The sequence below is a fragment of the Micromonospora sp. WMMD723 genome, from assembly GCF_049863385.1.
GTDB classification, from domain to species: domain Bacteria; phylum Actinomycetota; class Actinomycetes; order Mycobacteriales; family Micromonosporaceae; genus Micromonospora; species Micromonospora wenchangensis.
Genome location: NZ_JBMKNR010000001.1, coordinates 3,800,521 through 3,822,728 on the forward strand (window position 1 = coordinate 3,800,521; position 22,208 = coordinate 3,822,728).

The 22,208-nt window shown below is 74.3% G+C and carries 18 protein-coding genes; 13 read left to right on the forward strand and 5 right to left on the reverse strand.

Annotated features, from left to right (window positions below; all coding sequences use genetic code 11):
* Positions 1 to 61 precede the first annotated feature (61 nt).
* On the reverse strand, positions 62 to 562 hold the full coding sequence (locus ACN261_RS17170; protein WP_421486366.1) for a DUF3093 domain-containing protein: 501 nt from the start codon (positions 560 to 562) through the stop codon (positions 62 to 64).
* 42 nt (positions 563 to 604) lie between these two features.
* Here ACN261_RS17170 and dut point away from each other — a divergent pair, with 42 nt between their 5' ends.
* The 4 genes from dut (at position 605) to ACN261_RS17190 (ending at position 3,260) form a co-directional block, all read left to right on the forward strand.
* Positions 605 to 1,177, forward strand: coding sequence for a dUTP diphosphatase (gene dut / locus ACN261_RS17175; protein WP_421486368.1), 573 nt, complete (start codon positions 605 to 607; stop codon positions 1,175 to 1,177).
* Between the two features lie 25 nt (positions 1,178 to 1,202).
* Positions 1,203 to 1,859, forward strand: coding sequence for a DUF3710 domain-containing protein (locus ACN261_RS17180; protein ID WP_421486370.1), 657 nt, complete (start codon positions 1,203 to 1,205; stop codon positions 1,857 to 1,859).
* A gap of 340 nt (positions 1,860 to 2,199) precedes the next feature.
* Positions 2,200 to 2,580 carry an OB-fold nucleic acid binding domain-containing protein gene (locus ACN261_RS17185; protein ID WP_088646422.1) on the forward strand — a complete coding sequence of 127 codons (381 nt, stop codon included), beginning with the start codon at positions 2,200 to 2,202 and terminating at the stop codon, positions 2,578 to 2,580.
* Positions 2,577 to 3,260 carry a DUF3159 domain-containing protein gene (locus tag ACN261_RS17190; protein WP_204923982.1) on the forward strand — a complete coding sequence of 228 codons (684 nt, stop codon included), beginning with the start codon at positions 2,577 to 2,579 and terminating at the stop codon, positions 3,258 to 3,260. The genes ACN261_RS17185 and ACN261_RS17190 overlap by 4 nt, the downstream gene beginning before the upstream one ends.
* 71 nt (positions 3,261 to 3,331) lie before the next feature.
* Here ACN261_RS17190 and ACN261_RS17195 read toward each other — a convergent pair whose 3' ends face one another.
* Both ACN261_RS17195 and ACN261_RS17200 read right to left on the reverse strand, forming a co-directional pair.
* Positions 3,332 to 4,021, reverse strand: a complete 690-nt coding sequence (locus tag ACN261_RS17195; protein WP_204923983.1) for a potassium channel family protein — start codon at positions 4,019 to 4,021, stop codon at positions 3,332 to 3,334.
* A gap of 3 nt (positions 4,022 to 4,024) precedes the next feature.
* The gene (locus tag ACN261_RS17200; protein ID WP_204923984.1) at positions 4,025 to 4,690 is read right to left on the reverse strand and encodes a potassium channel family protein; all 666 of its coding nucleotides are present in this window, start codon (positions 4,688 to 4,690) and stop codon (positions 4,025 to 4,027) included.
* A 161-nt stretch (positions 4,691 to 4,851) separates the two neighbouring features.
* Here ACN261_RS17200 and ACN261_RS17205 point away from each other — a divergent pair, with 161 nt between their 5' ends.
* The 4 genes from ACN261_RS17205 to dxs all read left to right on the forward strand — a co-directional run bounded on the left by ACN261_RS17205 (position 4,852) and on the right by dxs (position 11,601).
* The gene (locus tag ACN261_RS17205; protein WP_421486372.1) at positions 4,852 to 6,921 is read left to right on the forward strand and encodes an APC family permease; all 2,070 of its coding nucleotides are present in this window, start codon (positions 4,852 to 4,854) and stop codon (positions 6,919 to 6,921) included.
* 140 nt (positions 6,922 to 7,061) lie between these two features.
* A complete protein-coding gene (locus ACN261_RS17210) occupies positions 7,062 to 8,333 on the forward strand; it encodes a class I SAM-dependent RNA methyltransferase (RefSeq protein WP_425853614.1) in 1,272 nt (423 codons plus the stop codon).
* A gap of 13 nt (positions 8,334 to 8,346) precedes the next feature.
* Positions 8,347 to 9,531, forward strand: coding sequence for an anhydro-N-acetylmuramic acid kinase (locus ACN261_RS17215; protein WP_421486374.1), 1,185 nt, complete (start codon positions 8,347 to 8,349; stop codon positions 9,529 to 9,531).
* A gap of 114 nt (positions 9,532 to 9,645) precedes the next feature.
* Complete coding sequence (gene dxs / locus ACN261_RS17220; RefSeq protein ID WP_421486376.1) at positions 9,646 to 11,601, forward strand: 1-deoxy-D-xylulose-5-phosphate synthase; 1,956 nt, start codon at positions 9,646 to 9,648, stop codon at positions 11,599 to 11,601.
* Between the two features lie 294 nt (positions 11,602 to 11,895).
* On the opposite strand, the gene ACN261_RS17225 is transcribed toward dxs, so the two are convergent.
* Positions 11,896 to 13,092, reverse strand: a complete 1,197-nt coding sequence (locus tag ACN261_RS17225) for a hypothetical protein (RefSeq protein WP_421486378.1) — start codon at positions 13,090 to 13,092, stop codon at positions 11,896 to 11,898.
* Positions 13,093 to 13,544: 452 nt separating this feature from the next.
* Here ACN261_RS17225 and ACN261_RS17230 point away from each other — a divergent pair, with 452 nt between their 5' ends.
* Positions 13,545 to 15,311 carry a hypothetical protein gene (locus tag ACN261_RS17230; RefSeq protein ID WP_425853615.1) on the forward strand — a complete coding sequence of 589 codons (1,767 nt, stop codon included), beginning with the start codon at positions 13,545 to 13,547 and terminating at the stop codon, positions 15,309 to 15,311.
* A 99-nt stretch (positions 15,312 to 15,410) separates the two neighbouring features.
* Here the strand turns inward: ACN261_RS17230 and ACN261_RS17235 are convergent, their stop codons facing one another.
* On the reverse strand, positions 15,411 to 17,294 hold the full coding sequence (locus ACN261_RS17235) for a hypothetical protein (protein ID WP_421487032.1): 1,884 nt from the start codon (positions 17,292 to 17,294) through the stop codon (positions 15,411 to 15,413).
* Between the two features lie 121 nt (positions 17,295 to 17,415).
* Here ACN261_RS17235 and ACN261_RS17240 point away from each other — a divergent pair, with 121 nt between their 5' ends.
* From ACN261_RS17240 to ACN261_RS17255, 4 genes are all read left to right on the forward strand, one after another.
* The gene (locus ACN261_RS17240; RefSeq protein ID WP_425851038.1) at positions 17,416 to 18,705 is read left to right on the forward strand and encodes a PQQ-binding-like beta-propeller repeat protein; all 1,290 of its coding nucleotides are present in this window, start codon (positions 17,416 to 17,418) and stop codon (positions 18,703 to 18,705) included.
* Entirely contained in the window at positions 18,702 to 19,976 is a 1,275-nt protein-coding gene (locus ACN261_RS17245) for a PQQ-binding-like beta-propeller repeat protein (protein WP_421486380.1), read from the forward strand. The genes ACN261_RS17240 and ACN261_RS17245 overlap by 4 nt, the downstream gene beginning before the upstream one ends.
* A gap of 79 nt (positions 19,977 to 20,055) precedes the next feature.
* Entirely contained in the window at positions 20,056 to 20,715 is a 660-nt protein-coding gene (locus ACN261_RS17250; RefSeq protein ID WP_421486382.1) for a response regulator transcription factor, read from the forward strand.
* Between the two features lie 221 nt (positions 20,716 to 20,936).
* Positions 20,937 to 22,088, forward strand: a complete 1,152-nt coding sequence (locus ACN261_RS17255; protein ID WP_421486383.1) for a sensor histidine kinase — start codon at positions 20,937 to 20,939, stop codon at positions 22,086 to 22,088.
* Positions 22,089 to 22,208: the final 120 nt, after the last annotated feature.

A 22,208-nucleotide genomic window follows, 5' to 3' on the forward strand; every position in this document is an offset into this window, starting at 1 on the left:
CTCGCTCAGGCCATGTCGCTCAGGCCGTGTCGCCCAGGCCGTGTCGCCCAGGCCGTGTCGCTCAGGCCGCGTCGCGGGCGGCCAGCAGGGCGGCCGCCAGCTCGGTCGGCCGGCGGGAACTCACCACCCAGAACGGGGTGGGGTCCTCCGGATCGTCGAGCACCACCTGCACCGCGCCGCCGATCCAGGGCCGCTGCACCACGAAGGCCAGCGGGTCCGCGCCCACCCCGAGCACCTCGCGCCGGCCACCGGCGTCGAGCGGGACGGCGTCGGCGACGTACCGGACGGGCAGGTGGGCGTCGTCGACCCACAGCTCACCGTCGGCGACCGCGACCCGGACCCGGCCCAGCCACCACAACCCGGCCAGGGTGGCCGGCAGCAGCAGCGCGAAGGGCAGCCAGGCGCGTACCCCGCCGGCACCCATCCACAGCTCGACGGCGGCGAACCCGGCCAGGGCCACCCCGGCCGCCCAGCACCACCACGGCAGGCCCAGCCGCTCGGAGTACGTCGGCACGGCCGCGACGTGCGGGGTCGGCGACGACGGGGAAGGCGACAGGCTCACACCTCGAGGGTACGGAACACGACGGCCGGTCGACCCGGCAGGATGGCAGGGCACCCCGTGAACGCCGACGGAAGAGGCAGATCCGTGACCCACGTCGTACCCGTGCCCGTCCGGCAGCTCGATCCGGAGCTGCCGCTGCCCGCGTACGCCCACCCGGGCGACGCCGGCGCCGACCTGGTGGCCGCCGCGGACGTCGAGCTGCCGCCCGGCGGCCGGGCCCTGGTCCCCACCGGCGTGGCGCTGGCCCTGCCGGACGGCTACGTCGGCCTGGTCCACCCACGCTCCGGGTTGGCCGCCAGGCTCGGCGTGACGGTGCTCAACGCGCCCGGTACGGTCGACGCCGGCTACCGGGGTGAGATCCTGGTCAACCTGATCAACCACGATCGGGACGCACCGGCGAAGATCTCCCGTGGCGATCGCATCGCGCAACTCGTTGTCCAGCGGGTGGAGCGGGCCGATTTCCAGCCGGCGGCGGTGCTGCCCGGGTCCCGACGGGGGACCGGCGGACACGGGTCGACCGGTGGCCACGCCGGGCTCGTGCCCCCGCCCGGTGGCCCGACCCGGGCGGCGGACACCGATCGGGTCGGCGAACGGACGGAAGAGGTGGCAGGGTGAGTGCGAACAGCGGAGGGTGGGCGCAGTGATCTTCTCCCGAAAGCGGGCCGACAACGGGCGGCACGCCCGTGACGAGCGGGCCGGTGGCCCCGACGCGTACGAGACGGCGGGCCCGGCCCGTGGCCCGTACGACGTCGCCGAGGCGCCGGACGACGTGCAGCGGCTCGACCTGGGCAGCCTGCACATCCCGGCGGTGCCCGGGGTCGAGGTGCGGGTGCAGGCCGACCCGCAGGGCGTCATCCAGCAGGTGGTGCTCGTCCACGGGGACAACGCCCTCCAGCTCGGTGTCTTCGCCGCCCCCCGCTCCGAGGGCATCTGGGACGAGGTGCGCGACGAGATCCGGCAGTCGCTGATCGCCGACGGCGCCACCGCCCAGGAGGCCCGGGGTGAGTACGGCGTCGAGCTGCACGCCCGGGTGCGTACCCCGGACGGCCCGACCGACCTGCGCTTCGTCGGCATCGACGGCCCGCGCTGGATGGTCCGGGGCGTCTACCAGGGTGCCGCCGCCACCGATCCGGCCGCGGCCGGCCCGCTCGCCACCTGCCTGGACGGCCTGGTGGTCGACCGGGGCCAGGAGGCGAAGCCGGTGCGCGAGCCACTGCCGCTGCGGCTGCCCCGGGAGATGGCCGACCAGGCCGAGGGCGGCGACGGCGCGACGACGCCCGCCCCGAACCAGGCCTGACCGACCCGTCCGGGCCGGACCCCGCCGCCTGAGGTGGCCGGGTCCGGCCCGGACTGCTGTCCGCCCCCGGCGGCCCGGCCGAGGTCGGCGGCGCGTCCCGGCCACGGGCCGGCAGTGACTTTCCCGCCGACCGGCTGCGGTGGCGTCCCGGCCACGAGCGGGCGGTAACGGCCCGGCCGGGGCCGGCGGCGGTGGCGTCCCGGTGGAGGTGTCGGCCGGGGGTGGTCGCACCGGAACGACGCAGCGGGGCCGGATCGGCGTACGCTGGCGGCACGGTCCCACCCGGGGCCCGGTGACGCCGGTGCCGACCGGTCAGCGTGGAGAGGGTGACGCGGAGGTCATGTCGACCGACGAGAGCCGGATGTCGCTACGGGGCATCCTGCGCCGGTTCACCGCCAGCGAGGCCGAGATCGAGGCGCAGGAGCTGCGCCGGGAGAGCGCCGAGTCCGGTGGCGTGCTGGCCCGGCAGTGCATGCGGGGGCAGGTGGTCTCGGTCGCCGGGCGGCTCCGCACGGTGGTCTACACGCCCCGGACCAACCTGCCCACCCTGGAGGCGGACCTCTACGACGGCAGCGACGTGGTCACCCTGGTCTGGCTGGGTCGACGGCACATCGCCGGCATCGAGCCGGGCCGGCACCTGACCGCCCGGGGCCGGGTGGCCGTCCGGGACGACCGCAAGGTCATCTACAACCCGTACTACGAGCTGGAGTCGCCGAAGTGACGACGGGACAGCCCCCGGCCACCGAGCCGCAGACCACCCCGCCGGACGACGAGCGGCTGCCCAGCCTCGCCGAGCAGATGGCCGACCAGCTCGGCGGCTGGCGCGGGCTGGTCGAGTCCAGCATCCCCGTGGTGGTCTTCGTGCTGGCCAACGTGGTCGGCGAGCTGCGGCCGGCGGTGATCGCCTCGGTCGGGGTGGCGGTGCTGATCGCGATCGTCCGGCTGGTCCAGCGCCGTCCGGTCCGGCACGCCGTCAACGGGCTGTTCGGCATCGCGGTCGGCGCGGCCATCGCCTGGCGTACCGGGGACGAGCGGGACTTCTACCTCCCGGGCATCCTCTACGGCATCGGCTACGGCATCGCCCTGCTGCTCTCCGCGGTGATCCGGCAGCCCCTGGTCGGGTGGATCTGGTCGGTGCTGGTGGCCAAGGGGCGCTCCGAGTGGCGCGACGACCCTCGGCTGGTGCGTACCTTCACCCAGCTCACCGTGCTCTGGGGGGTCGTGTGGCTGGCCAAGGTCGGGGTGCAGGCCGGGCTCTACCTGGCCCACCAGGACACCGCGCTGGGCGTGGCCCGGCTCGCCCTCGGCTACCCGCCCTACGCGCTGCTGCTGCTGATCACGGTCTGGGTGGTACGCCGGGTGACCCGGGAGTCCGCCCCGCAGCCGCTGCCCGGCGGCTGACCTCTCCAGGGCCGGCACCCGGGCCCGGCCGGCCGGTACGCGACCGTCCGGCACCCGTCGGGGCGGGACGGTCAGCCCGCGCCGCGCGTCCGTTCCACACTGTCCGGGCCGAGGATCACCCCGCGCACCTCGTCCTCCACCTGGGCGGTGCACACGAAGATCAGCTCGTCGCCGGCCTCGATGGGATCGTCGGGGCTGGGCACCAGCACCCGTTTGCCGCGCAGGATCGCCACCAGCGCGGCGTCGCGGGGGAGCGGCACGGCGTGGATCGGCTGGCCGACGTAGGGCGCGGTCGGCGGCAGGGTGATCTCCACCAGGTTCGCCTCGCCCTGCCGGAACGTCATCAGCCGGACCAGGTCGCCGACGGTGACCGCCTCCTCGACCAGCGCGGCCATCACCCGGGGCTTGCTGACCGCCACGTCGACGCCCCACTGCTCGGTGAACAGCCACTCGTTCTCGGCCCGGTTGACCCGGGCCACCACCCGGGGCACCGCGAACTCGGTCTTGGCCAGCAGGGACACCACCAGGTTGACCTTGTCGTCGCCGGTGGCGGCGACCACCACGTCGCAGCCCGCGACGTTCGCCTCCTCCAGGCTGGCCAGCTCGCAGGCGTCGGCCAGCACCCAGTCGGCGGTCGGCACCCGGTCCGGGCGCAGCATCCGGGGCTGCCGCTCGATCAGCATCACCTGGTGGCCGTTGTCGATCAGCTCCTGGGCGATCGACCGGCCCACGTTGCCGGCGCCCGCGATGGCGATCCGCATGGCTCAGTGCCCTCCTTCGGGCGGCGTGGCGGCCACCGCGGTGACCTGGGCGGCGATGTCGTCGGTGACCATCAGGTAGAGCTGGTCACCCTCCTGCACGACGCTGGAGGCGGTGGGCAGCATGCCGATGCCGAAGCGGGTCAGGTACGCCACCCGGGTCCCGGCCGCCTCCTCCAACTGGCGTAGCGGCCGGCCGATCCAGTCCTTGTGCACCGGCACCTCGATGATCGACACGGTGCTGGTCGGGTCCCGGAAGATCTCCACGTTGCCCTCGGGGACCAGGTGGCGCAGCATCCGGTCGGCCGTCCAGCGGACGGTGGCGACGGTGGGAATGCCGAGCCGCTCGTAGACCTGTGCCCGGCGCTGGTCGTAGATCCGGGCGGCGACCCGGGAGACGCCGAACGTCTCGCGGGCCAACCGGGCCGAGATGATGTTGGAGTTGTCGCCGCTGGAGACGGCGGCGAAGGCGTCCGCCCGTTCGATGCCGGCCTGGCGCAGCACCTCACCGTCGAAGCCGGCGCCGGTGACGGTGATCCCGGCGAAGTCGGGGCCGAGGCGGCGGAACGCGTCGGCGTCCTGGTCGATCACGGCCACCGAGTGCCCCCGGGACTCCAGGCTCTGGGCCAGCGTTGAGCCGACCCGCCCACAGCCCATGATCACGACGTGCACGGTGTCCCTCCCAAGGTGTGCCCGCCTCCCGGCGACTGTCGTCTGCGAGCCTGCCACGTCCACCCCGACCACGGGGGACCGAACGGTACCGCGCCGGGACCTGGGAAGGGGATCAGGCACCCCCCGGCGACCACGATCCGGTGGTCGTACCCTTAGCGCTTGTGGCCAGTCCCACCTCGCTGCTGAAGCGACTCCTCGTCGGTCGACCGTTCCGGTCGGACCGGCTCCAGCACACCCTCCTCCCCAAGCGCATCGCCCTGCCGGTCTTCGCCTCCGACGCGCTGTCCAGCGTCGCGTACGCCCCGGACGAGATCCTGCTGACCCTCTCCATCGCCGGGGCGTCGGCGTTCCTGTTCTCCCCCTGGATCGCCCTCGCGGTGGTCGTGGTCATGCTGACCGTGGTGGCCAGCTACCGGCAGAACGTGCACGCGTACCCCTCGGGTGGTGGCGACTACGAGGTGGCCACCGTGAACCTCGGTCCCCGGGCGGGGCTGGGGGTGGCCAGCGCCCTGCTGGTCGACTACGTGCTGACCGTCGCCGTGTCGGTCTCCTCCGGGGTGGCCAACCTCGGTTCGGTGGTGCCCTTCGTGGCCACCCACAAGGTGCTGATCGCGGTGAGCGCGGTGGTGCTGCTGACCGCGATGAACCTGCGCGGGCTGCGCGAGTCCGGCACCGCGTTCGCCATCCCCACGTACGGCTTCGTGATCGTCATCGGCGGCATGATCGTCACCGGCCTGGTCCGGTACTTCGTCCTCGGCGACGACCTGCGCGCCCCCAGCGCCGGGCTGGAGATCCAGGCCGAGCACAGCGTCACCGGCTTCGCGCTGGTGTTCCTGCTGCTACGGACGTTCTCCTCCGGCTGTGCCGCGCTGACCGGGGTCGAGGCGATCTCCAACGGGGTCCCGGCGTTCAAGGCCCCGAAGAGCCGCAACGCGGCCACCACCCTGCTGCTGCTCGGCACGATCTCGGTGGCCATGCTGGTCGGCATCATCTGGCTGGCCCGGCTGACCGGCCTGCAGTTCGTCGAGGACCCGAACACCCAGATCCTCTCCGGCCCCGACGGGTACGTGCAGAAGACCGTCACCACCCAGCTCGGCGAGACCGTCTTCGGTGGCGGGTCGGTGCTGCTCTACGTGGTCGCCGGGATGACCGCGCTGATCCTCTTCCTGGCCGCGAACACCGCGTTCAACGGTTTCCCGGTGCTCGGTTCGATCCTCGCCCAGGACCGCTACCTGCCCCGGCAGCTGCACACCCGGGGCGACCGGCTGGCCTTCTCCAACGGCATCGTCTTCCTCGCCGTCTTCGCGATCGTGCTGATCGTCGGTTTCCAGGCCGAGGTGACCCGGCTGATCCAGCTCTACATCGTCGGCGTCTTCGTCTCGTTCACGCTCTCCCAGGCCGGGATGATCCGGCACTGGAACCGGCACCTGCGCCACGAACGGGACCCGGAGGCCCGCCGCCGGATCTTCCGCTCCCGGGCGATCAACGCGTTCGGCATGGCGATGACCGGCACCGTCCTGGTCATCGTGCTGATCACCAAGTTCCTGCTCGGCGCGTGGATCGCCATCGCCGCGATGGCGGTGATCTACGTGCTGATGCTGGCCATCCGCCGGCACTACGACCGGATCGCCGCCGAGCTGGAACCGACCGAGGTACGTGGGGTGCTGCCCGCCCGCAACCACGCCATCGTGCTGGTCAGCAAGCTGCACCAGCCGACCCTGCGGGCCATCGCGTACGCCCGTGCCACCCGGCCGGACACGCTGACCGCCGTCACCGTCAACGTGGACGAGAAGGACACCCGGCAGCTCCAGCAGGAGTGGGAGCGGCGGGAACTGCCGGTGCCGCTGACCGTGGTCGACTCGCCGTACCGGGAGATCACCAGGCCGATCCTGAACTTCGTGGCGAACACCCGCCGGGAGTCGCCCCGCGACGTGGTCACCGTCTTCATCCCCGAGTACGTCGTGGGCCACTGGTGGGAGAACCTGCTGCACAACCAGAGCGCGCTGCGGCTCAAGGGCCGGCTGCTCTTCGAGCCCGGTGTGATGGTGACCAGTGTGCCGTGGCAGTTGGCGTCCACCGCGACCAAGAACCTCGACCGGCTCGACGAGACGCTGAGCCGCACCCCCGCCCGGGGGCCCCGGGTCGCGCCGCGCAGCACCCTGCCGCCGCCCGTACCGCCGGTGACCGCCCCGCCCGGCGAGCCCGGCCCGTCGACCGGAGACCGCCAGTGACCGCCCACCCCGGCCCCGCCCGTTCCGCGACCACCGACCACGCCGCGCCGGCCGGCGGCACCGCCCGGCCGGACCGGCCGGCCGGGGAGGACCAGCGGGCTGGAGAGGGCCGGCGGTCCGGACCGGAGCAGCGGCCCGGCTTGGAGGAGGTCGAGCGGGTCGAGTTGACAGTCGACGCGGTCGCCCCCGGCGGGCACTGCGTGGCCCGGGTCGACGGCCAGGTGGTCTTCGTCCGGCACGCGCTGCCCGGGGAACGGGTGGTCGCCGAGGTGACCGAGCTGCACCGGGGTTTCGCCCGTGCCGACGCCGTCGAGATCGTCGAGGCGTCACCGGACCGGGTCGCCCCGCCCTGCCCGTACGCCCGGCCGGGCGGCTGCGGCGGCTGCGACCTGCAACACGTGGCCCCGGCCGCCCAGCTCGACTGGAAGACGGCCGTGGTGCGCGAGCAGCTCAGCCGGCTCGGCGGGCTCACCGACGCCGAGATCGACGCGCTGCGGGTCACCGTCGCGCCGCTGCCCGGCGGCCCGCTGGGCTGGCGGTCCCGGGTCCGTTACGCGGTCGACGCCACCGGCCGGGCCGGGCTGCTCAAGCACCGCTCGCACGAGGTGGTGCCGATCGACCGCTGCCTGATCGCCCACCCGGCGATCCAGGAGCTGCCGGTGCTCGGGCGGAACTGGCCGGCGGCCGACGCGGTGGCGACGGTCGCCTCCACCGGCGGCGACGTCGTGGTCACCGCCCTCGCCGACGGGACGCCCACCCCGGTCGACCTCCCCGGCGGGCCGGCGACGACCGACCTGCCCGGAGCCCCGGGCGGACCGGTGGCCGGCGACGCCCCGGCGACGGTACGGGAGGTCGCCGCCGGCCGGGACTGGACGGTGCCGGCCGGCGGGTTCTGGCAGGTGCACCCGGCCGCCGCCGACACCCTGGTCGACGCGGTCCTCGACCTGCTCGACCCGAGGCCCGGCGAATCCGTCTGGGACCTGTACGGCGGGGCCGGCCTGTTCGCCGCCGCGCTCGCCGCCCGGGTCGGCCCGGACGCCCGGGTCACCGTGGTCGAGTCCGCCGCCGAGGGGGTCGCCGCCGCCCGGCGCAACCTGGCCGACCTGTCCCGGGTCGAGGTGGTCGCCGCCCGGGTGGAGACCGCGCTGGCCCGCCGCCGGATCACCGGCCCGGTAGACCTGGTGGTGCTCGACCCGCCCCGTACCGGCGCGGGCGCGGCGGTGGTGCGGGACACGATCGCCGCCACCCCCCGGGCGATCGCCTACGTGGCCTGCGACCCGGCCGCCTTCGCCCGGGACGTACGCACCTTCGGCCGGGCCGGCTGGCGACTCGCCACCCTGCGCGGCTACGACCTGTTCCCGATGACCCAGCACGTCGAACTCGTCGGCCTGTTCCTGCCCCCGGTCCGCTGACTAGCCTGGCCCGATGAGGATCGTCGGGCTGATGTCGGGCACCTCGTACGACGGGGTGGACGTGGTCGCCGCCGAGTTCGGCACCGCCGGGGACACCCTGCGGATGCGCCCGCTCGGGCACCGGGAGTGCGGCTACGACGCGGAGCTGCGGGAGCGGATCGAGGCGGTGCTGCCGCCGGGGGCGACCACGGTCGAGGCGGTCTGCCGGCTCGACAACGCCCTCGGCGCGGTGTTCGCCGACGCCGCCGCGCTCGGCGTCGAGCTGGCCGGCGGGTCGGCCGACCTGGTCGTCTCACCCGGGCAGACCGTCTTCCACTGGGTCGACGGCGGCACCGTGCGGGGCACCCTCCAACTCGGCGCGCCGGCCCGGGTCGCCGCCCGGGTGGGCGTACCCGTGCTGTCGGACCTGCGGTCGGCGGACGTCGCCGCCGGCGGGCAGGGCGCGCCGCTGGTCCCGGCCTTCGACGCCCTGCTGCTCGCCCCGGCCGCCGACCCGGGCGGGCGGCCCGTCGGCGGGGTTCGGGCGGCGCTCAACCTGGGCGGCATCGCCAACCTCACCGTCGTCGCGCCGGACGCCCCGGTGCTCGGCTACGACGTGGGCCCGGCCAACGCCCTGCTCGACGCGGCGGCCCGCCGGTTCCTCGACCGGCCCTGCGACGTCGACGGGGTACGCGCGGCGGCCGGCCGGGTGCACCCCGGGCTGCTGGCGCTGCTGCTCGCCGAGCCCTACTACGCGGCGGCACCGCCCAAGTCCACCGGCAAGGAACTGTTCCACGCCGGCTACCTCGACGACCGGCTGGCGGCGCTCGGGGAACCGGTCGCCAGCGACGACGTGTTCGCCACGCTGACCGAGCTGACCGCCCGGACGGTCGCCGACGCCTGCGCCCGACACCTGGTGACCGAGTTGGTGGCCGCCGGGGGCGGGGTCCGCAACCCGGCCCTGTGGGGTCGGCTGTCCGCCCTCGGCGGCGGCCGGTGGACGCTGCGCACCACCGACGAGCTGGGGGTGCCCGCCCAGGCCCGGGAGGCGTACGCGTTCGCCCTGCTCGGGTGGCTGTCCTGGCACGGCCTGCCGGGCGCGGTGCCCTCGGTGACCGGCGCGCGGCGGGCCGCCGTGCTGGGGTCTTGGACCCCGTCCGGCCCGCCGTACGGGGTGGCCGTGCCGCGACCGCCCCGCCGGCTGGTCGTGCTCCGCTGACCCGGGCCGTCCCCGGCCGGCACCGGTGGCCGTCGCGCCGCCGATCAGGGCCCCCACCTGCGGTGATCCACGGCAGGGCTGCGGAGTGTGCGGCGGCCGATAGACTCTCTCGTCATGAGTGTTGACGAGGACACGGCCAACCACGGTCGGCTACTGGGCACCGTCCGTGGTCCGCAGGACGTGAAGCGGATGACCGGCGAACAGCTGGACATCCTCGCCGCCGAGATCCGTGACTTCCTGATCGCCAAGGTGTCCCGCACCGGTGGACACGTCGGCCCCAACCTGGGCGTGGTGGAGCTGACCCTGGCCATGCACCGGGTCTTCGACTCCCCGCGCGACCGGCTCCTGTTCGACACCGGCCACCAGTCGTACGTGCACAAGATCATTACCGGCCGGCAGGACGGCTTCGACAAGCTCCGCCAGCGCGGTGGCCTCTCCGGCTACCCCAGCCAGGCCGAGAGCGAGCACGACCTGATCGAGAACTCGCACGCCTCCACCGCCCTGTCCTACGCCGACGGGCTGGCCAAGGCGTACGCCCTGCGCGGCGAGCAGCGCAGCGTGGTCGCCGTGGTCGGCGACGGGGCGCTCACCGGCGGCATGTGCTGGGAGGCGCTGAACAACATCGCCACGGCCGGCAACCGGCTGGTGATCGTGGTGAACGACAACGGCCGTTCCTACTCGCCCACCATCGGCGGTCTGGCCGACCACCTGTCGTCGCTGCGGCTCAACCCCGGCTACGAGAAGGTCCTCGACACGGTCAAGGACGCGCTGGGCAACACCCCGTTCGTCGGCAAGCCGATGTACGAGGTGCTGCACGCGGTCAAGAAGGGCATCAAGGACGCGGTCGCCCCGCAGGCCATGTTCGAGGACCTCGGCATCAAGTACGTCGGCCCGGTCGACGGGCACGACATCGCCGCCGTCGAGTCGGCGCTGCGCGCGGCCAAGAACTTCGGCGGCCCGGTGATCGTGCACGCGGTGACCCGCAAGGGCTACGGCTACCGCCCGGCCGAGGAGGACGAGGCGGACTGCCTGCACGGTCCGGGCGCGTTCGACGTCGAGACCGGCAAGCTGCTCGCCGCCCCGTCGGTGAAGTGGACCCAGGTCTTCGCCGACGAGCTGGTCGCCATCGCCGACGAGCGGCCCGACGTGGTGGGCATCACCGCCGCGATGGCCGAGCCCACCGGCATCGCCACCCTGGCCCGCAAGCACCCCCACCGGGTGTACGACGTGGGCATCGCCGAGCAGCACGCGGCCACCTCCGCGGCCGGCCTGGCGATGGGCGGCCTGCACCCGGTGGTGGCCGTCTACGCGACCTTCCTCAACCGTGCCTTCGACCAGGTCCTGCTGGACGTGGCGATGCACAAGCTGCCGGTGACGTTCGTGCTGGACCGGGCCGGCATCACCGGGCCCGACGGGCCGAGCCACTACGGCATCTGGGACATGTCGGTCTTCGGGGTGGTGCCGGGGCTGCGGATCGCCGCCCCCCGCGACTCCGCCAGCCTCCGTGAGGAGCTGCGCGAGGCGATCGCCGTCGACGACGGCCCCACGATCGTCCGGTTCCCCACCGGCACCGTCGCCGCCGACCTGCCGGCCGTCCGCCGGGTCGGCCCGGTCGACGTGCTGGCGGAGTCGGCCCGTACCGACGTGCTGCTGGTGGCGGTGGGCTCGTTCGGGCTGCTCGGGATGGAGGTGGCGTCCCGGCTGGCCGAGCAGGGCTACGGCGTCACCGTGGTCGACCCGCGTTGGGTGCGTCCGGTGCCGGCCGAGCTGGTCGAGTTGGCCGCCGGGCACCGCCTGGTGGTCACCGTCGAGGACGGCGTCCGCATCGGCGGTGTCGGCGACGCGCTGGGCCAGGCGATGCGGGACGCCGACGTCCGGGTGCCGCTGCGCGACCTGGGCGTACCGGCCGACTGGCACCCGCACGGCACCCGGGCGCAGATCCTGGCCGACCTGCGGCTGACCGCGCAGGACGTGGCCCGCGACGTCACCGGCTGGATCTCCGGCCTGGACGGCGACGCCCCCTCCGTGGAGACGGTCCGCCTCCCGGCCCCCGACACCACCCCCAACTGACCCACCCGACCCCGCAGGGGCGGTCACGGCGCTGCCGTGACCGCCCCTGCGCCGTCTCGCGCCCCGCGCCTCCCCCGCGCCCTCCGTCCACCCGCCTCGCGCGTGTCGCCGCCCCCGCTGACCCCGGTGATCAAGAGGTTTGCGTCAGTTTCCCCCGTGATCAAGAGGTTTGCGTCAGTTTCCCCGGTGATCAAGAGGTTTGCGTCAACCCAGAGATCAACTTTTACGCAAACCTCTTGATCACCGGGGCGAGCCGGGGCGGGTGGGGCGAGCCGGGGTGGGGTGGGGGGAGGGTCAGCGGCCGCCGGCGGAGCGGTAGTAGGTCTTCTCGGCGGTGGCCAGGCTGAAGGTCTGCCGGGAGGCGGGCATCGGGACGACCACCAGGCCGGGACGTTCCACCAGGCGGGGGGTGCCCGGGGGCACCGACAGGGAGGCGTCCCGGTTGCCCCGCCAGGTCAGCACCACCAGCGGCTGCCCCGGCACCGGCAGCACGTACGTCTGCAGCGGGTTGGACCGGTCGGCGGGGGAGACCACCGGGGTGCCGTCGCCGGCCGGACGGTAGACCACCGCGGTCATCGTCCCCGCGTCGGTCTCCCAGGTGAGCTGCTCCAGGTCGCCAGGTTCGTTTCCGCCGCCCAGCGTCATCTCGCCGATGGCCCGGACGGCCACCTTCTCCATCGGCCACGACTCGGGCACCGACCGGGGAGCGTCCCGGTCGCCGATGCGGCGCGGGATGCTCCCGAACGGCCCCTGCTCGTCGGCCAGCATGCAGGTGTCCAACCCGTCGAGGGCCCGCCGACCGGAGCCGGTGTCGTCGCGGACCAGGGGATACCTCGGGTCGGCGGTGGCCGCGCCCAGGTCGAGCAGGCGGTCGGCGGCCCGCCCCCGGGGCAGCGACTCGGTGGCCCGCAGGGTGGCCGTCACCGGCACCGCCCGGCAGTCGGGCACCTTCACCGCGCCGGTCAGCCCGTCGGTCAGCATCAGCGCCCGACCGTCCGGGCCGAGCAGCCGCTCCACCCGGCCGGAGGTCAGGTAGCGCCGGCCGTCCGGCAGGCGCAGCGGGAGGACGTCGGCATAGACCAGGTAACCCGGGTCGGTGTACTCGCTGGCGCGGGTCACCTCGTACCTGCCGTCACGGCCGGTGAGCTGGAGCAGCCAGGAGGCGCTCTCCCCGGGTACGTCGGCGGCGACCAGGGCCAGCGGCACACCGTCGACCGCACCGGACCAGAGGATCCCCGACGACGGCAGGTGGACCCGGTCGTCGATCGGCGAACGCCAGGCGCGGACCGCCTCGGTCACCGCCGCCGTCGCCGCGGCGTCCCCGGCGAGCGTTCCGCGCGGCGGCCACACCGCACGGGTGCCGTCCAGGCTGTCGTAGCCGACCCGCAGCTCGTGGGCCTGACGCCCGGCGACCGGGCCGCACGCCGGGGCCACCAGCAACAGGGCGAGCAGCGCGGCGACCGTCGTGCCGCGACGGCGAACCGAAGCCATCCCTACGCCCCCGATCGCGTCGCCGTCGTTGTCGGAAGCCCACATGGTACGCAACGCCCGGTGACGCCCCGCAGCCGTGTCCCGATGGCCACAAGGGACACCACAGTGAATTTCGGGCTTTTTCCCGGCTCCGGTAGACTCCGCCGACTGTGACGTCTGCCGAGCCCCGTGGCGCCCCCGCACCGGCCCCCGACGACTCCGAGGGCTCCGCCCGCGGCACGACGGCCACCGCGACGGCGCCCCCACCCGTGACCCGTCCCACCCCTGCCGACCTGCGCCTCACCGACGTGCCGGCACCCGCCGACCGGACGGTCGAGGCGACCCCGGTCGACGCGCCGCCGGTGGGGGCGGCACCCGACGGGGCGGCCACGGCACCTGACGGCGACGGTGCCGACGCGGCGGCGGTGGTCGTCCCGGAGCGGGTGGCTGCGGACACGGACGGTGACGGCACGATGCCGGCCGCGTGGTGGCGGCGCTGGCGCTGGACCGCCCGCCGCAAGGACCTGGTGGTGTACGGCATCTTCCTGCTCGTCGCGCTCTGGGTGACCAGCCGGATCTGGGCCGACCCGGCCGGCCGGGTGGCCTCGCTCTACAGCAGCGACCCGGCACAGGTGCAGTTCTTCCTCGCCCACTCGGTGCGGGTGGTGCTGCACGGGGAGTTCCCGTTCTACACCGACCAGTTCAACTTCCCCGACGGCGTCAACCTGATGGCCAACACGGCGGTGCTGGCGCTGGGCATCCCGATGGTGCCGGTCACCCTGCTGTTCGGGCCGGCGGTGTCCTTCGTGGTGCTGGTCACCCTCGGCCTCGCCGGCACCGCCGCCGCCTGGTACCACGTGCTGTCCCGGCACCTGGTACGGCGGCGGTTCGCCGCGGCGGTCGGCGGCTGGTTCTGCGGGTTCTCCCCGGCGATGCTCTCGCACGCCAACTGGCACCCCAACATCATCAGCCAGTTCCTGCTGCCGTTCATCGTGTGGCGGGTGATGGTGCTGACCCGTTCCACCCGGCCGGTACGCGACGGGCTGCTGCTCGCCGTGCTGGTCACCGGGCAGGCGTTCATCAACGAGGAGATCCTGCTCTTCACCGCCCTGGCCTGCGGCATCTTCCTGATCGCCATGGTGGCCCAGCGCCCGGCGCTCTGGTCGGCGGCCTGGCGGCCCCTGGCCAAAGGGCTGGCCGCGTGCGCGGTGCTGGCCGGGGCGCTGCTGGCGTACCCGCTCTACATCCAGTTCGCCGGGCCGATGGCGTACCACGGGCTCAGCGACGCGGTGCAGGACTACGGCAACGACATCGCCGCCTTCTTCGCCCCCGGCTCGCCCACCTTCGGCGGCAACGAACGGGCCAACGTCAACCTGGCCCCGAACTACTCCGAGGAGAACGCCTTCTTCGGCTGGAGCCTGTCGCTGATCGCCGTCGGCATCGTGCTCTGGCTGCGCCGCGAACGCCTCGTCCGGGCGCTCGCCGTCACCGGAGCGTTCTTCGCGCTGCTCTCCCTCGGTGAGCGGATCTCCTGGTGGGGGCGGGACCTGGTCACCGGGCCGTGGGAGCTGCTGGTGCGGCTGCCCCTGCTGGACGCGGTGGTGCCCACCCGGTTCGCCCTGATCACCTCCGTGGTGATCGGCATGCTGCTGGCGTTGGCGGTGCAGCGGGCCTGGACGCTGCGCGGCGCGCAGTGGCAGCACGCCAAGACCGTCACGGTGGCGGCCCTGGTGCTGGCGCTGCTGCCGATCGTGCCGATGCCGCTGAAGGTGACCTCCCGCCCACCGGTGCCGGATTTCATCACCGCCGACCGCTGGCGCGAGTACGTCGGACCCGGGCAGACCCTGGTGCCGGTGCCCGTGCCCAGCATGGGCAACACCCACGGGATGCGCTGGGCGGCGGCCACCAACCTGGACTTCAAGATCCCGGGGGGCTACTTCCTCGCCCCGCGTAACGGCAACACCGGCGACCCGGGCCGGTTCGGTGGGCGACCCAGCGGCATCGGGCAGCTCCTCGACGAGGTCGCCACCACCGGCCGGACCACCAAACTGGACGACCGGCAGCGCCGCCGCAGCCTGGACGAGCTGCGGCACTGGAACGCCGCCGTGCTGGTGCTGCCGCTGCGCCAGCAGAACGCGGAGCCGCTGCGTCGGACCGTCGAGCAGTTGGTCGGCCCCGCCCGCCGGGAACTCGACGTGTGGGTGTGGGACGTCCGGCCGCTGTCCGCCCGCACCGCCTGACCGCTCCGACCCGCTCCGACCGGCCCGGACCTGACCCACGGTCCGGCCGGGCCGGGTCGGGCTGCGCGCCGGTCGGGCCGCCGCGCCGGGGCGGGCGGGTCAGTCGACCAGGGGGCGGACGTCCCAGAGCCAGACGTCGTCGACCCGCTGCGCCGGGCCGAGCAGGCCGGTCATCAGGTCCCGCAGCACCGCCTCGCGCGGATGGGCCCCCAGCACCACCACCGACGCCCGCCAGAACCGCAGGTCCTCCACCGCCTGCCGGCGGTTCTCCGGGGTCAGCGCGGGCACCGTGCCGGCGTCGATGGTGGCGTAGATCAGGGTGCTGGTCGGCCGGTTCGGCGCGCCGAAGACGCCCTCGCCCAGCTCGTTGGGGCCGATGAAGTAGCCCCCCGGCACCGGGAACTCGTGCCCGGTCAGCGCGCTCCAGCGCAGCGTGGACAGGCCGTGCACGTTGCTCGGGATCGGCACCGGGACCAGGGTGCGCCCCTGCGGCACGTACGGCCGCCAGCCGCCGGCGGTGATGAAGTGCGGCGGCAGGTCGATGTGCTGCGCGGGCAGCGGACGGGGGAACAGCGGCAGCACCGCCAGCGCGATCGCCGCGTACCCGACCGGCCGGACCCACCGGCGACGGGCCGGCGCGGCGGGTACGGCGGTGGTGGTCTCGGGCGCTGCGGCGTCGTCGGCGGCGGCGCGCGGCGTCGGCACCCGGGACCGGCCGTGGCCGCCCACCGCGTCCCAGGCGAGCGCGAGCAGGACGCCGACCGCACCGGTCACCACCAGGGTCAGCCGGGTCGGCATCATCATCTCGACCAGCGGCAGGTCGTCCGGGATGTACGCCCACGGGCCGTCCACGGTGGTCTCCACCCCGTTGAACCGCACCTTGGGGCCGATCGCCGCGACGGTGAAGACCACCACCAGCACCCCGGCGATCCGGGCGGCCAGCGACCGCCGCCAGAGCAGCACCAGCGCGGCCAGCGCGACCAGCACCAGCGGCCAGCCGAACCAGGTGTTCTGCTCGGTCAGGCCGATGGTCTTCTCGACCGCCTCGTCCCCGGCGACCGTGTCCCGGGCGAAGGTGACGAAGGCCATCAGGTCCTCGCCCCAGTTGTGGAACACCCCGCCCTGCAGGCCCCGGTAGGACTGCGGCCCGTTGAACTGGTACCAGATCGGGTACGCGGTGAGCAGCAGCGCCAGACCGCCGCCGACCCCGAGCGCGGCCAGGAAGCCGCCGGCCCGCGCGCGGGCCTCGCGGGGCCGCTGCACCACGTACGCCGCCACCGCCACCAGGCAGGCCAGCGCGGTCAGCAGCAGCATCTCCTCGTTGATGAAGACCTGGTACGCCACCAGCAGCCCCAGCACCAGCCCGTCGCGCCGCCACCGGCCGGGCCGGCCCAGCAGCAGCACCCGGGTCACGATCACCGGCAGCAGGAAGTTGGAGACGAAGTTGGGCTGCCCGTTGGCGTGGTGCACGATGCCCGGGGCGAAACCGAGGAACGCGCCGCCGACGAACGCGCCGGCCCGCGAGCGCACCAGGTGCCGGGAGAGCATCCAGTACGAGGTGGCCGCCGTCGCGGCGAGCGCCCCGCCCAGGTAGAGCGCGTACGTCACCTGCGGGCCGAACAGCAGCGTGACCGGGGCCAGCGGGATGGTCATGCCCAGCAGCGAGGTGTTCGCCATCATGTTCACCCCGTCCGGGGCGTTCTGCCGGGCGCTGAACAGCGGGTTCTCCAGGTGCCGCACCGAGTACGCGCCGTGGGTGAACAGCCACTCGAACCAGCTGTGGTCGGTCGGCAGGTGGGACGACACCCGGTGCTGCACGTCCACCCAGTAGTTCAGGCACACGAGAACGCCGATCAGCGCATAGGCTCCGATGGCGAGCACGTCGGCCCGGCCCGGCCGTCGGCGGGGCCGCCCCTGCGGGTCGGTCGCGTCGGGCTCGACCGCGTCGCGCGCGGACGTCGGGTTCAACGAGGGATCTACCACCGGCACGGCCACGACGGGCCATCGTACAGGCGACGGCCGGCCGCTCCGGTGACCCGGTGTGTGGCGCTGCGCGTCCGCCGGCAGGCGGTCGGCGGGGCACGGTGGTCGAAAGAGGGTGCGCGTGACGGTCATCGATCTGGGTGAACTCCGCGAAGCCGCGCCGCGACCACCCGGCCCCGCGCCCCGGGTGGTGGGCCGGCCGCTGCGGATGGCGGTGGTGCTGGCACTCACCCTGCTGGCGTTGACCGCCGCCGCGCCGGTGGCGAAGCGGGCGGCGTTCGTGGTGCCGGCCCCGCTCGGCTCGATGGTGCTGCTCCACGACGGGGAGGTCTTCCTGCTCGAACCGGGCGGCACCCCGGCCGCTCCCGGCCGGTTGAGCGCGTGGACGATCCCCACCTCCCCGGCGGCGCGGCCGGCGCGGCGCTGGCAGGTGCCGGTACCGGTGGCGGTGACCGACGGCTTCACGCAGCTGCGCCGGCACGCCGACGTGCTGCTGCTCACCGGCCCGGTGGGCCGGTCGGACGGGGAGTACCGGGCGTTCGCCCACGACCGGGACACCGGTCGGGTGCGGTGGCAGCGCGCCGGGTCTCCCCGGTCCGCCGGCCCCGACCTGCTCTTCGAAGACGGCGCGGACGGGCGCATGACGATCAACTCCGTCGATCCGAGCAGCGGGCGGGACCGTTGGTCGGTGCCGGTGTCACCGGGGACGGTCCTGTTCAGCTCCGTAGCCGACGGCGTGGACCGGATCGTGATGGTGCGGCCCGGTGGCCCGGCCGAGGTCTGGGACGCCCGACGCGGGGTACACCTGCACAGTGGACAGCTCGACCACGGGGGAACGCCGTCGAACACCGGGTTCGACGTCGTCGGTGACCTGCTGCTCGCCGTCGCGCAGAACTCCGGCCGGCTCACCGGGTACGGCCTCGACGGGCTGGACCGCCGATGGGAGGTGCCGTTGCCCACGCCGTCCTTCTTCGTCGCGTGCGGATCGTTGATCTGCGCGCAGGGCACCGCCGGCGGGGTGCGGGCGCTGGACCCGGCGACCGGCCGGACGGTGTGGCGTGACAACCGGTGGGAGCTGTCCGGGAGCGAACGCGGCGGCCGGATGCTGGCGAGCGGCCTGGGCCGGGGCGTCTGGCACCCGCTGGTGGTGCTCGACGTCGCCTCCGGGCGGGTCGCCGCCGAACTGGACGTCTGGAATCTCGCCGCGTCGAACGGCCCCGACGGGCCGGTGATCGGGTTACGCCCGGCCGGCGACGGCCGGATGCTGGTCGCCGAGCTGGACGTGGCCGCCGCGCGGGCCCGGGTGCGCGACGTGCTGCCGGCCGTCTCCGGCGACTGTCAGACCGACGCGCAGTTGCTGCTGTGCCGGCTGATGGACGGCAGGTTCGGGGTCTGGCGGGTGCCCCGGTGACGGTGATCGACCTGGGTGAGGTCGGTCACCACGACGAACCGACGCCCCCGCCGGCACGCCGGCCCCGGGCGCGGCGGTCGGCCGGCCACCCGGCGGCCGTCGCCCTGACCGTGCTGCTCCTGCTGCTCACCCTGGCCGGCGCGGCACCCGGGCCGACCCGGTTGACCCCGGTGCCCGTGCCGGACGTGCCGGAGCCCAGCCACCTGATCGTCGGGGACCTGCTGGTGCTCGCCTACCCGTCGGCGCTGGCCCCGGCCGGCAGCCGGCAGCTCACCGCGATCGACCTGGCCGACGGACGGGTCCGCTGGGAGACCTCGCTGTCGCCCCGGCACCAACTGGTGGTGCTGGAGGGGGTCGGCGACGACGTGGTGGTCACCACCGACCCCGGCGGCGAACCGGTCTCCATGGTGCTCGACCACGTCGACGGGCGGGCCCGGTGGCGGCAGCCCGGGGTGGCGGTGCCGACCGCCGACGGCGGGCTGCTGCTGGAGGACGTGCACGTCGACCGGGTGGCGGTACGCGGGGTCGAGCCGGCCACCGGCGCGGCCCGCTGGACGGTCACCGCCGGGCCGGCCACCGTCGGCTACCGGACCGGGGACCGCGGTGTCGCGGAACTCGTCGTGGTGACCAGCGCCGGCCGGGCCGAGGCGTACGACGTCGACACGGGCGTACGTCGGCTCGCGTTTCCGGTGCCGCCCGCCCGCAGCGACCATCACCACGTGGCCCAACCGGTCGGTGACCTGCTGCTGGTCGACGGGGAACCGGGTCGGCTCGCCGGCTACGACCTGGCGTCCGGCCGGCGACGGTGGGACACGCCGGTGCCGACGCCGGACGGCTGGTCCGTCCGGTCCTGCGGCGACGCCGTCTGCCTGGGGGAGTCGTTCGGGACCCGGGTGCTCGATCCGGTGACCGGTCGGGTGCGCTGGACCTCCGACTGGTGGGCCCCGGTCGCGTCGGTCGCCGGCCGGATGGTCGGGGTCAGCGCCGACGGGCAGCAGGGCCTGGCCCTGCTCGACGCGGCGACCGGTCGGTCCGTGGCCGAGCTGGGCCGGTGGGAGTTGGTCCACCAGTGGCCGCCCACCGACGCGCTGCTGGTCGTCCGGCCGGTCGGCGGCGGCCGGCAGTTGCTGGCCGAGCTGGACCCGACCGACGGCACGCTGCGCGTCCGCGACGTGCTGCCCGGCCGTTGGGAGACCTGCTGGCGGAGCCAGGGGGTGCTGGTCTGCTGGCGGCAACGCGACAGCATCGGCGTGTGGCGGATGCCCGACTGACGGTGTCGGGCGGCCCACCTGCGGTCGGGCGTTTGGCTGGCGGCGCTAGGTTGTCGGACAGGTCGGCGAGGAGGTCGGGATGCGGGTGCTGGTGGTCGAGGACGAACGGAACCTCGCCGACGCGATCGTGCGGGGGCTGCGCAAGCGGGGCATGGCGGTCGACGTGGCGTACGACGGGGACGCCGGCCACGAGGCCGCCTTCGTCACCCGGTACGACGTGGTGGTCCTCGACCGCGACCTGCCCGGCATGCACGGCGACCAGATCTGCGCCGAGCTGGCCGCCTCCGGCACCCTCACCCGGGTGCTGATGCTGACCGCCAGCGACAGCGTCGCCGACCGGGTGGAGGGGCTGGGCCTCGGCGCGGACGACTACCTGCCCAAGCCGTTCGCCTTCGACGAGTTGGTGGCCCGGGTGCAGGCGCTGGGCCGGCGGGCCACCCCGGCCGCCCCGCCGGTGCTCCAGGTGGGTGACGTGGTGCTCGACCCGGCCCGCCGGGTGGTCACCCGGGCGGGTGCCCCGGTCGAGTTGACGAACAAGGAGTTCGGGGTGCTCAGCGAGCTGGTCAAGGCGCGCGGCGCGGTGGTCTCCAGCGAGGAGCTGCTGGAGCGGGTCTGGGACGCCAACACCGACCCGTTCACCACCATCGTCCGGGTGACGGTGCGGACCCTGCGCAAGAAGCTCGGCGACCCACCGTTGATCGAGACGGTGGTCGGTGCCGGCTACCGGACGGTCGGCTGATGAGCGCGAGGAGTGAGCCGGTGTTGCGAGCCCCGCAGTCGCGAAGCGAGGTCGGCTGATGAGCGCGAGGAGTGAGCCGGTGTTGCGAGCCCCGCAGTCGCGAAGCGAGGTCGGCTGATGAGCGCGAGGAGTGAGCCGGTGTGGCCGGCCCTGGTGCTGCGGCCCGGCCCGGACGGCGCAACGGTGCGGCGGGGCGGCTGCCCGGGGCCCGGGGTGCGGTCGTGACCCGGCGGCTGCGGCCCACCCTGCGGTTGCGGTTGACGCTGCTCAACGGGGTGCTGCTGGTGGGGGCCGGGGCGATCCTGGTGACGCTGGCCTGGCTGCTGGTGCGCGACGCGCTGCGGCCCACCGACGAGCTGCGGCCGGGCACCACCGTGCTGCTGGCCGACGGGCGTTCGTTGGACGCGGCGGTGTGGCAGCGGCAACTGGTCGACGCCGCCTCTGACGAGCTGCTGGTCAAGGGCCTGCTGGCGCTGCTGGCGATCAGCGTGGTCGGGGTGGCCGGGGCGTACTGGGTGGCCGGCCGGACGCTGCGCCCGCTGCACCAGGTCACCGCGACCGCGCGCCGGCTCGGCGAGACCACGCTCGACCAGCGGATCGGCTGGTCCGGGCCGGACGACGAGGTGGCCGAGCTGGCCCGCACCTTCGACGCGATGCTGGACCGGATCACCGCCGCCTTTGAGGCGCAGAAACGTTTCGTCGCCAACGCCTCGCACGAGCTGCGGACCCCGCTGGCGGTGATGCGTACCGAGATCGACGTGACGCTCAGCGACGACGAGGCGGATGCCGCCGAGTACCGCCGGATGGCCACGGTGGTCCGGGACGCCTCGGAACGCGCCAACGGTCTGGTGGACGCGCTGCTGGTGCTGGCCCGCAGTGAGGCGCAGACGGGTCGACGGCTGGCCCGGCGTACGGAGTGTGACCTGGCGACCGGCACGGCCAACGCGTTGTCCGCCATGTCCCGCGAGGTGGAGCGGATCGGGTTGCGGGTGCAGTCCTCGCTGCGACCGGCCCCGGTGACCGGTGACCCGGGCCTGCTGGACCGGCTGGCCGGGAACCTGATCGAGAACGCGGTGCGCTACAACCACCTGCACGGCCGGCTCTGGGTGCGTACCGGCACCGACGGGCGCTCGTCGTGGCTGGTGGTGCGCAACACCGGGTTCGAGGTGGACCAGGCCGACGTGCCGGGGCTGTTCGAGCCGTTCCGCCGGGGCGGGCGGGAACGCACCGGGGCCCGGGGTTCCGGGCTGGGCCTGTCGATCGTCCGGGCGGTCTGCGACGCGCACGGTGGGACGGTCCAGGTCACCGCGCAGAAGGGCGGGGGTCTGGAGGTGACCGTCACGCTGCCCTCGGCCGACCAGGCTCCGGGCTGAACCGGCTTGCCGGCCGGCGGGACGCCTGCAATGATCACTCCGTCGGCCCGGTCCGAGGAGAGGGGGTGCGGTAGATGTCCATCATGACCTGTCCCGCGCCCCGCCCTGCCCACCGCTGAC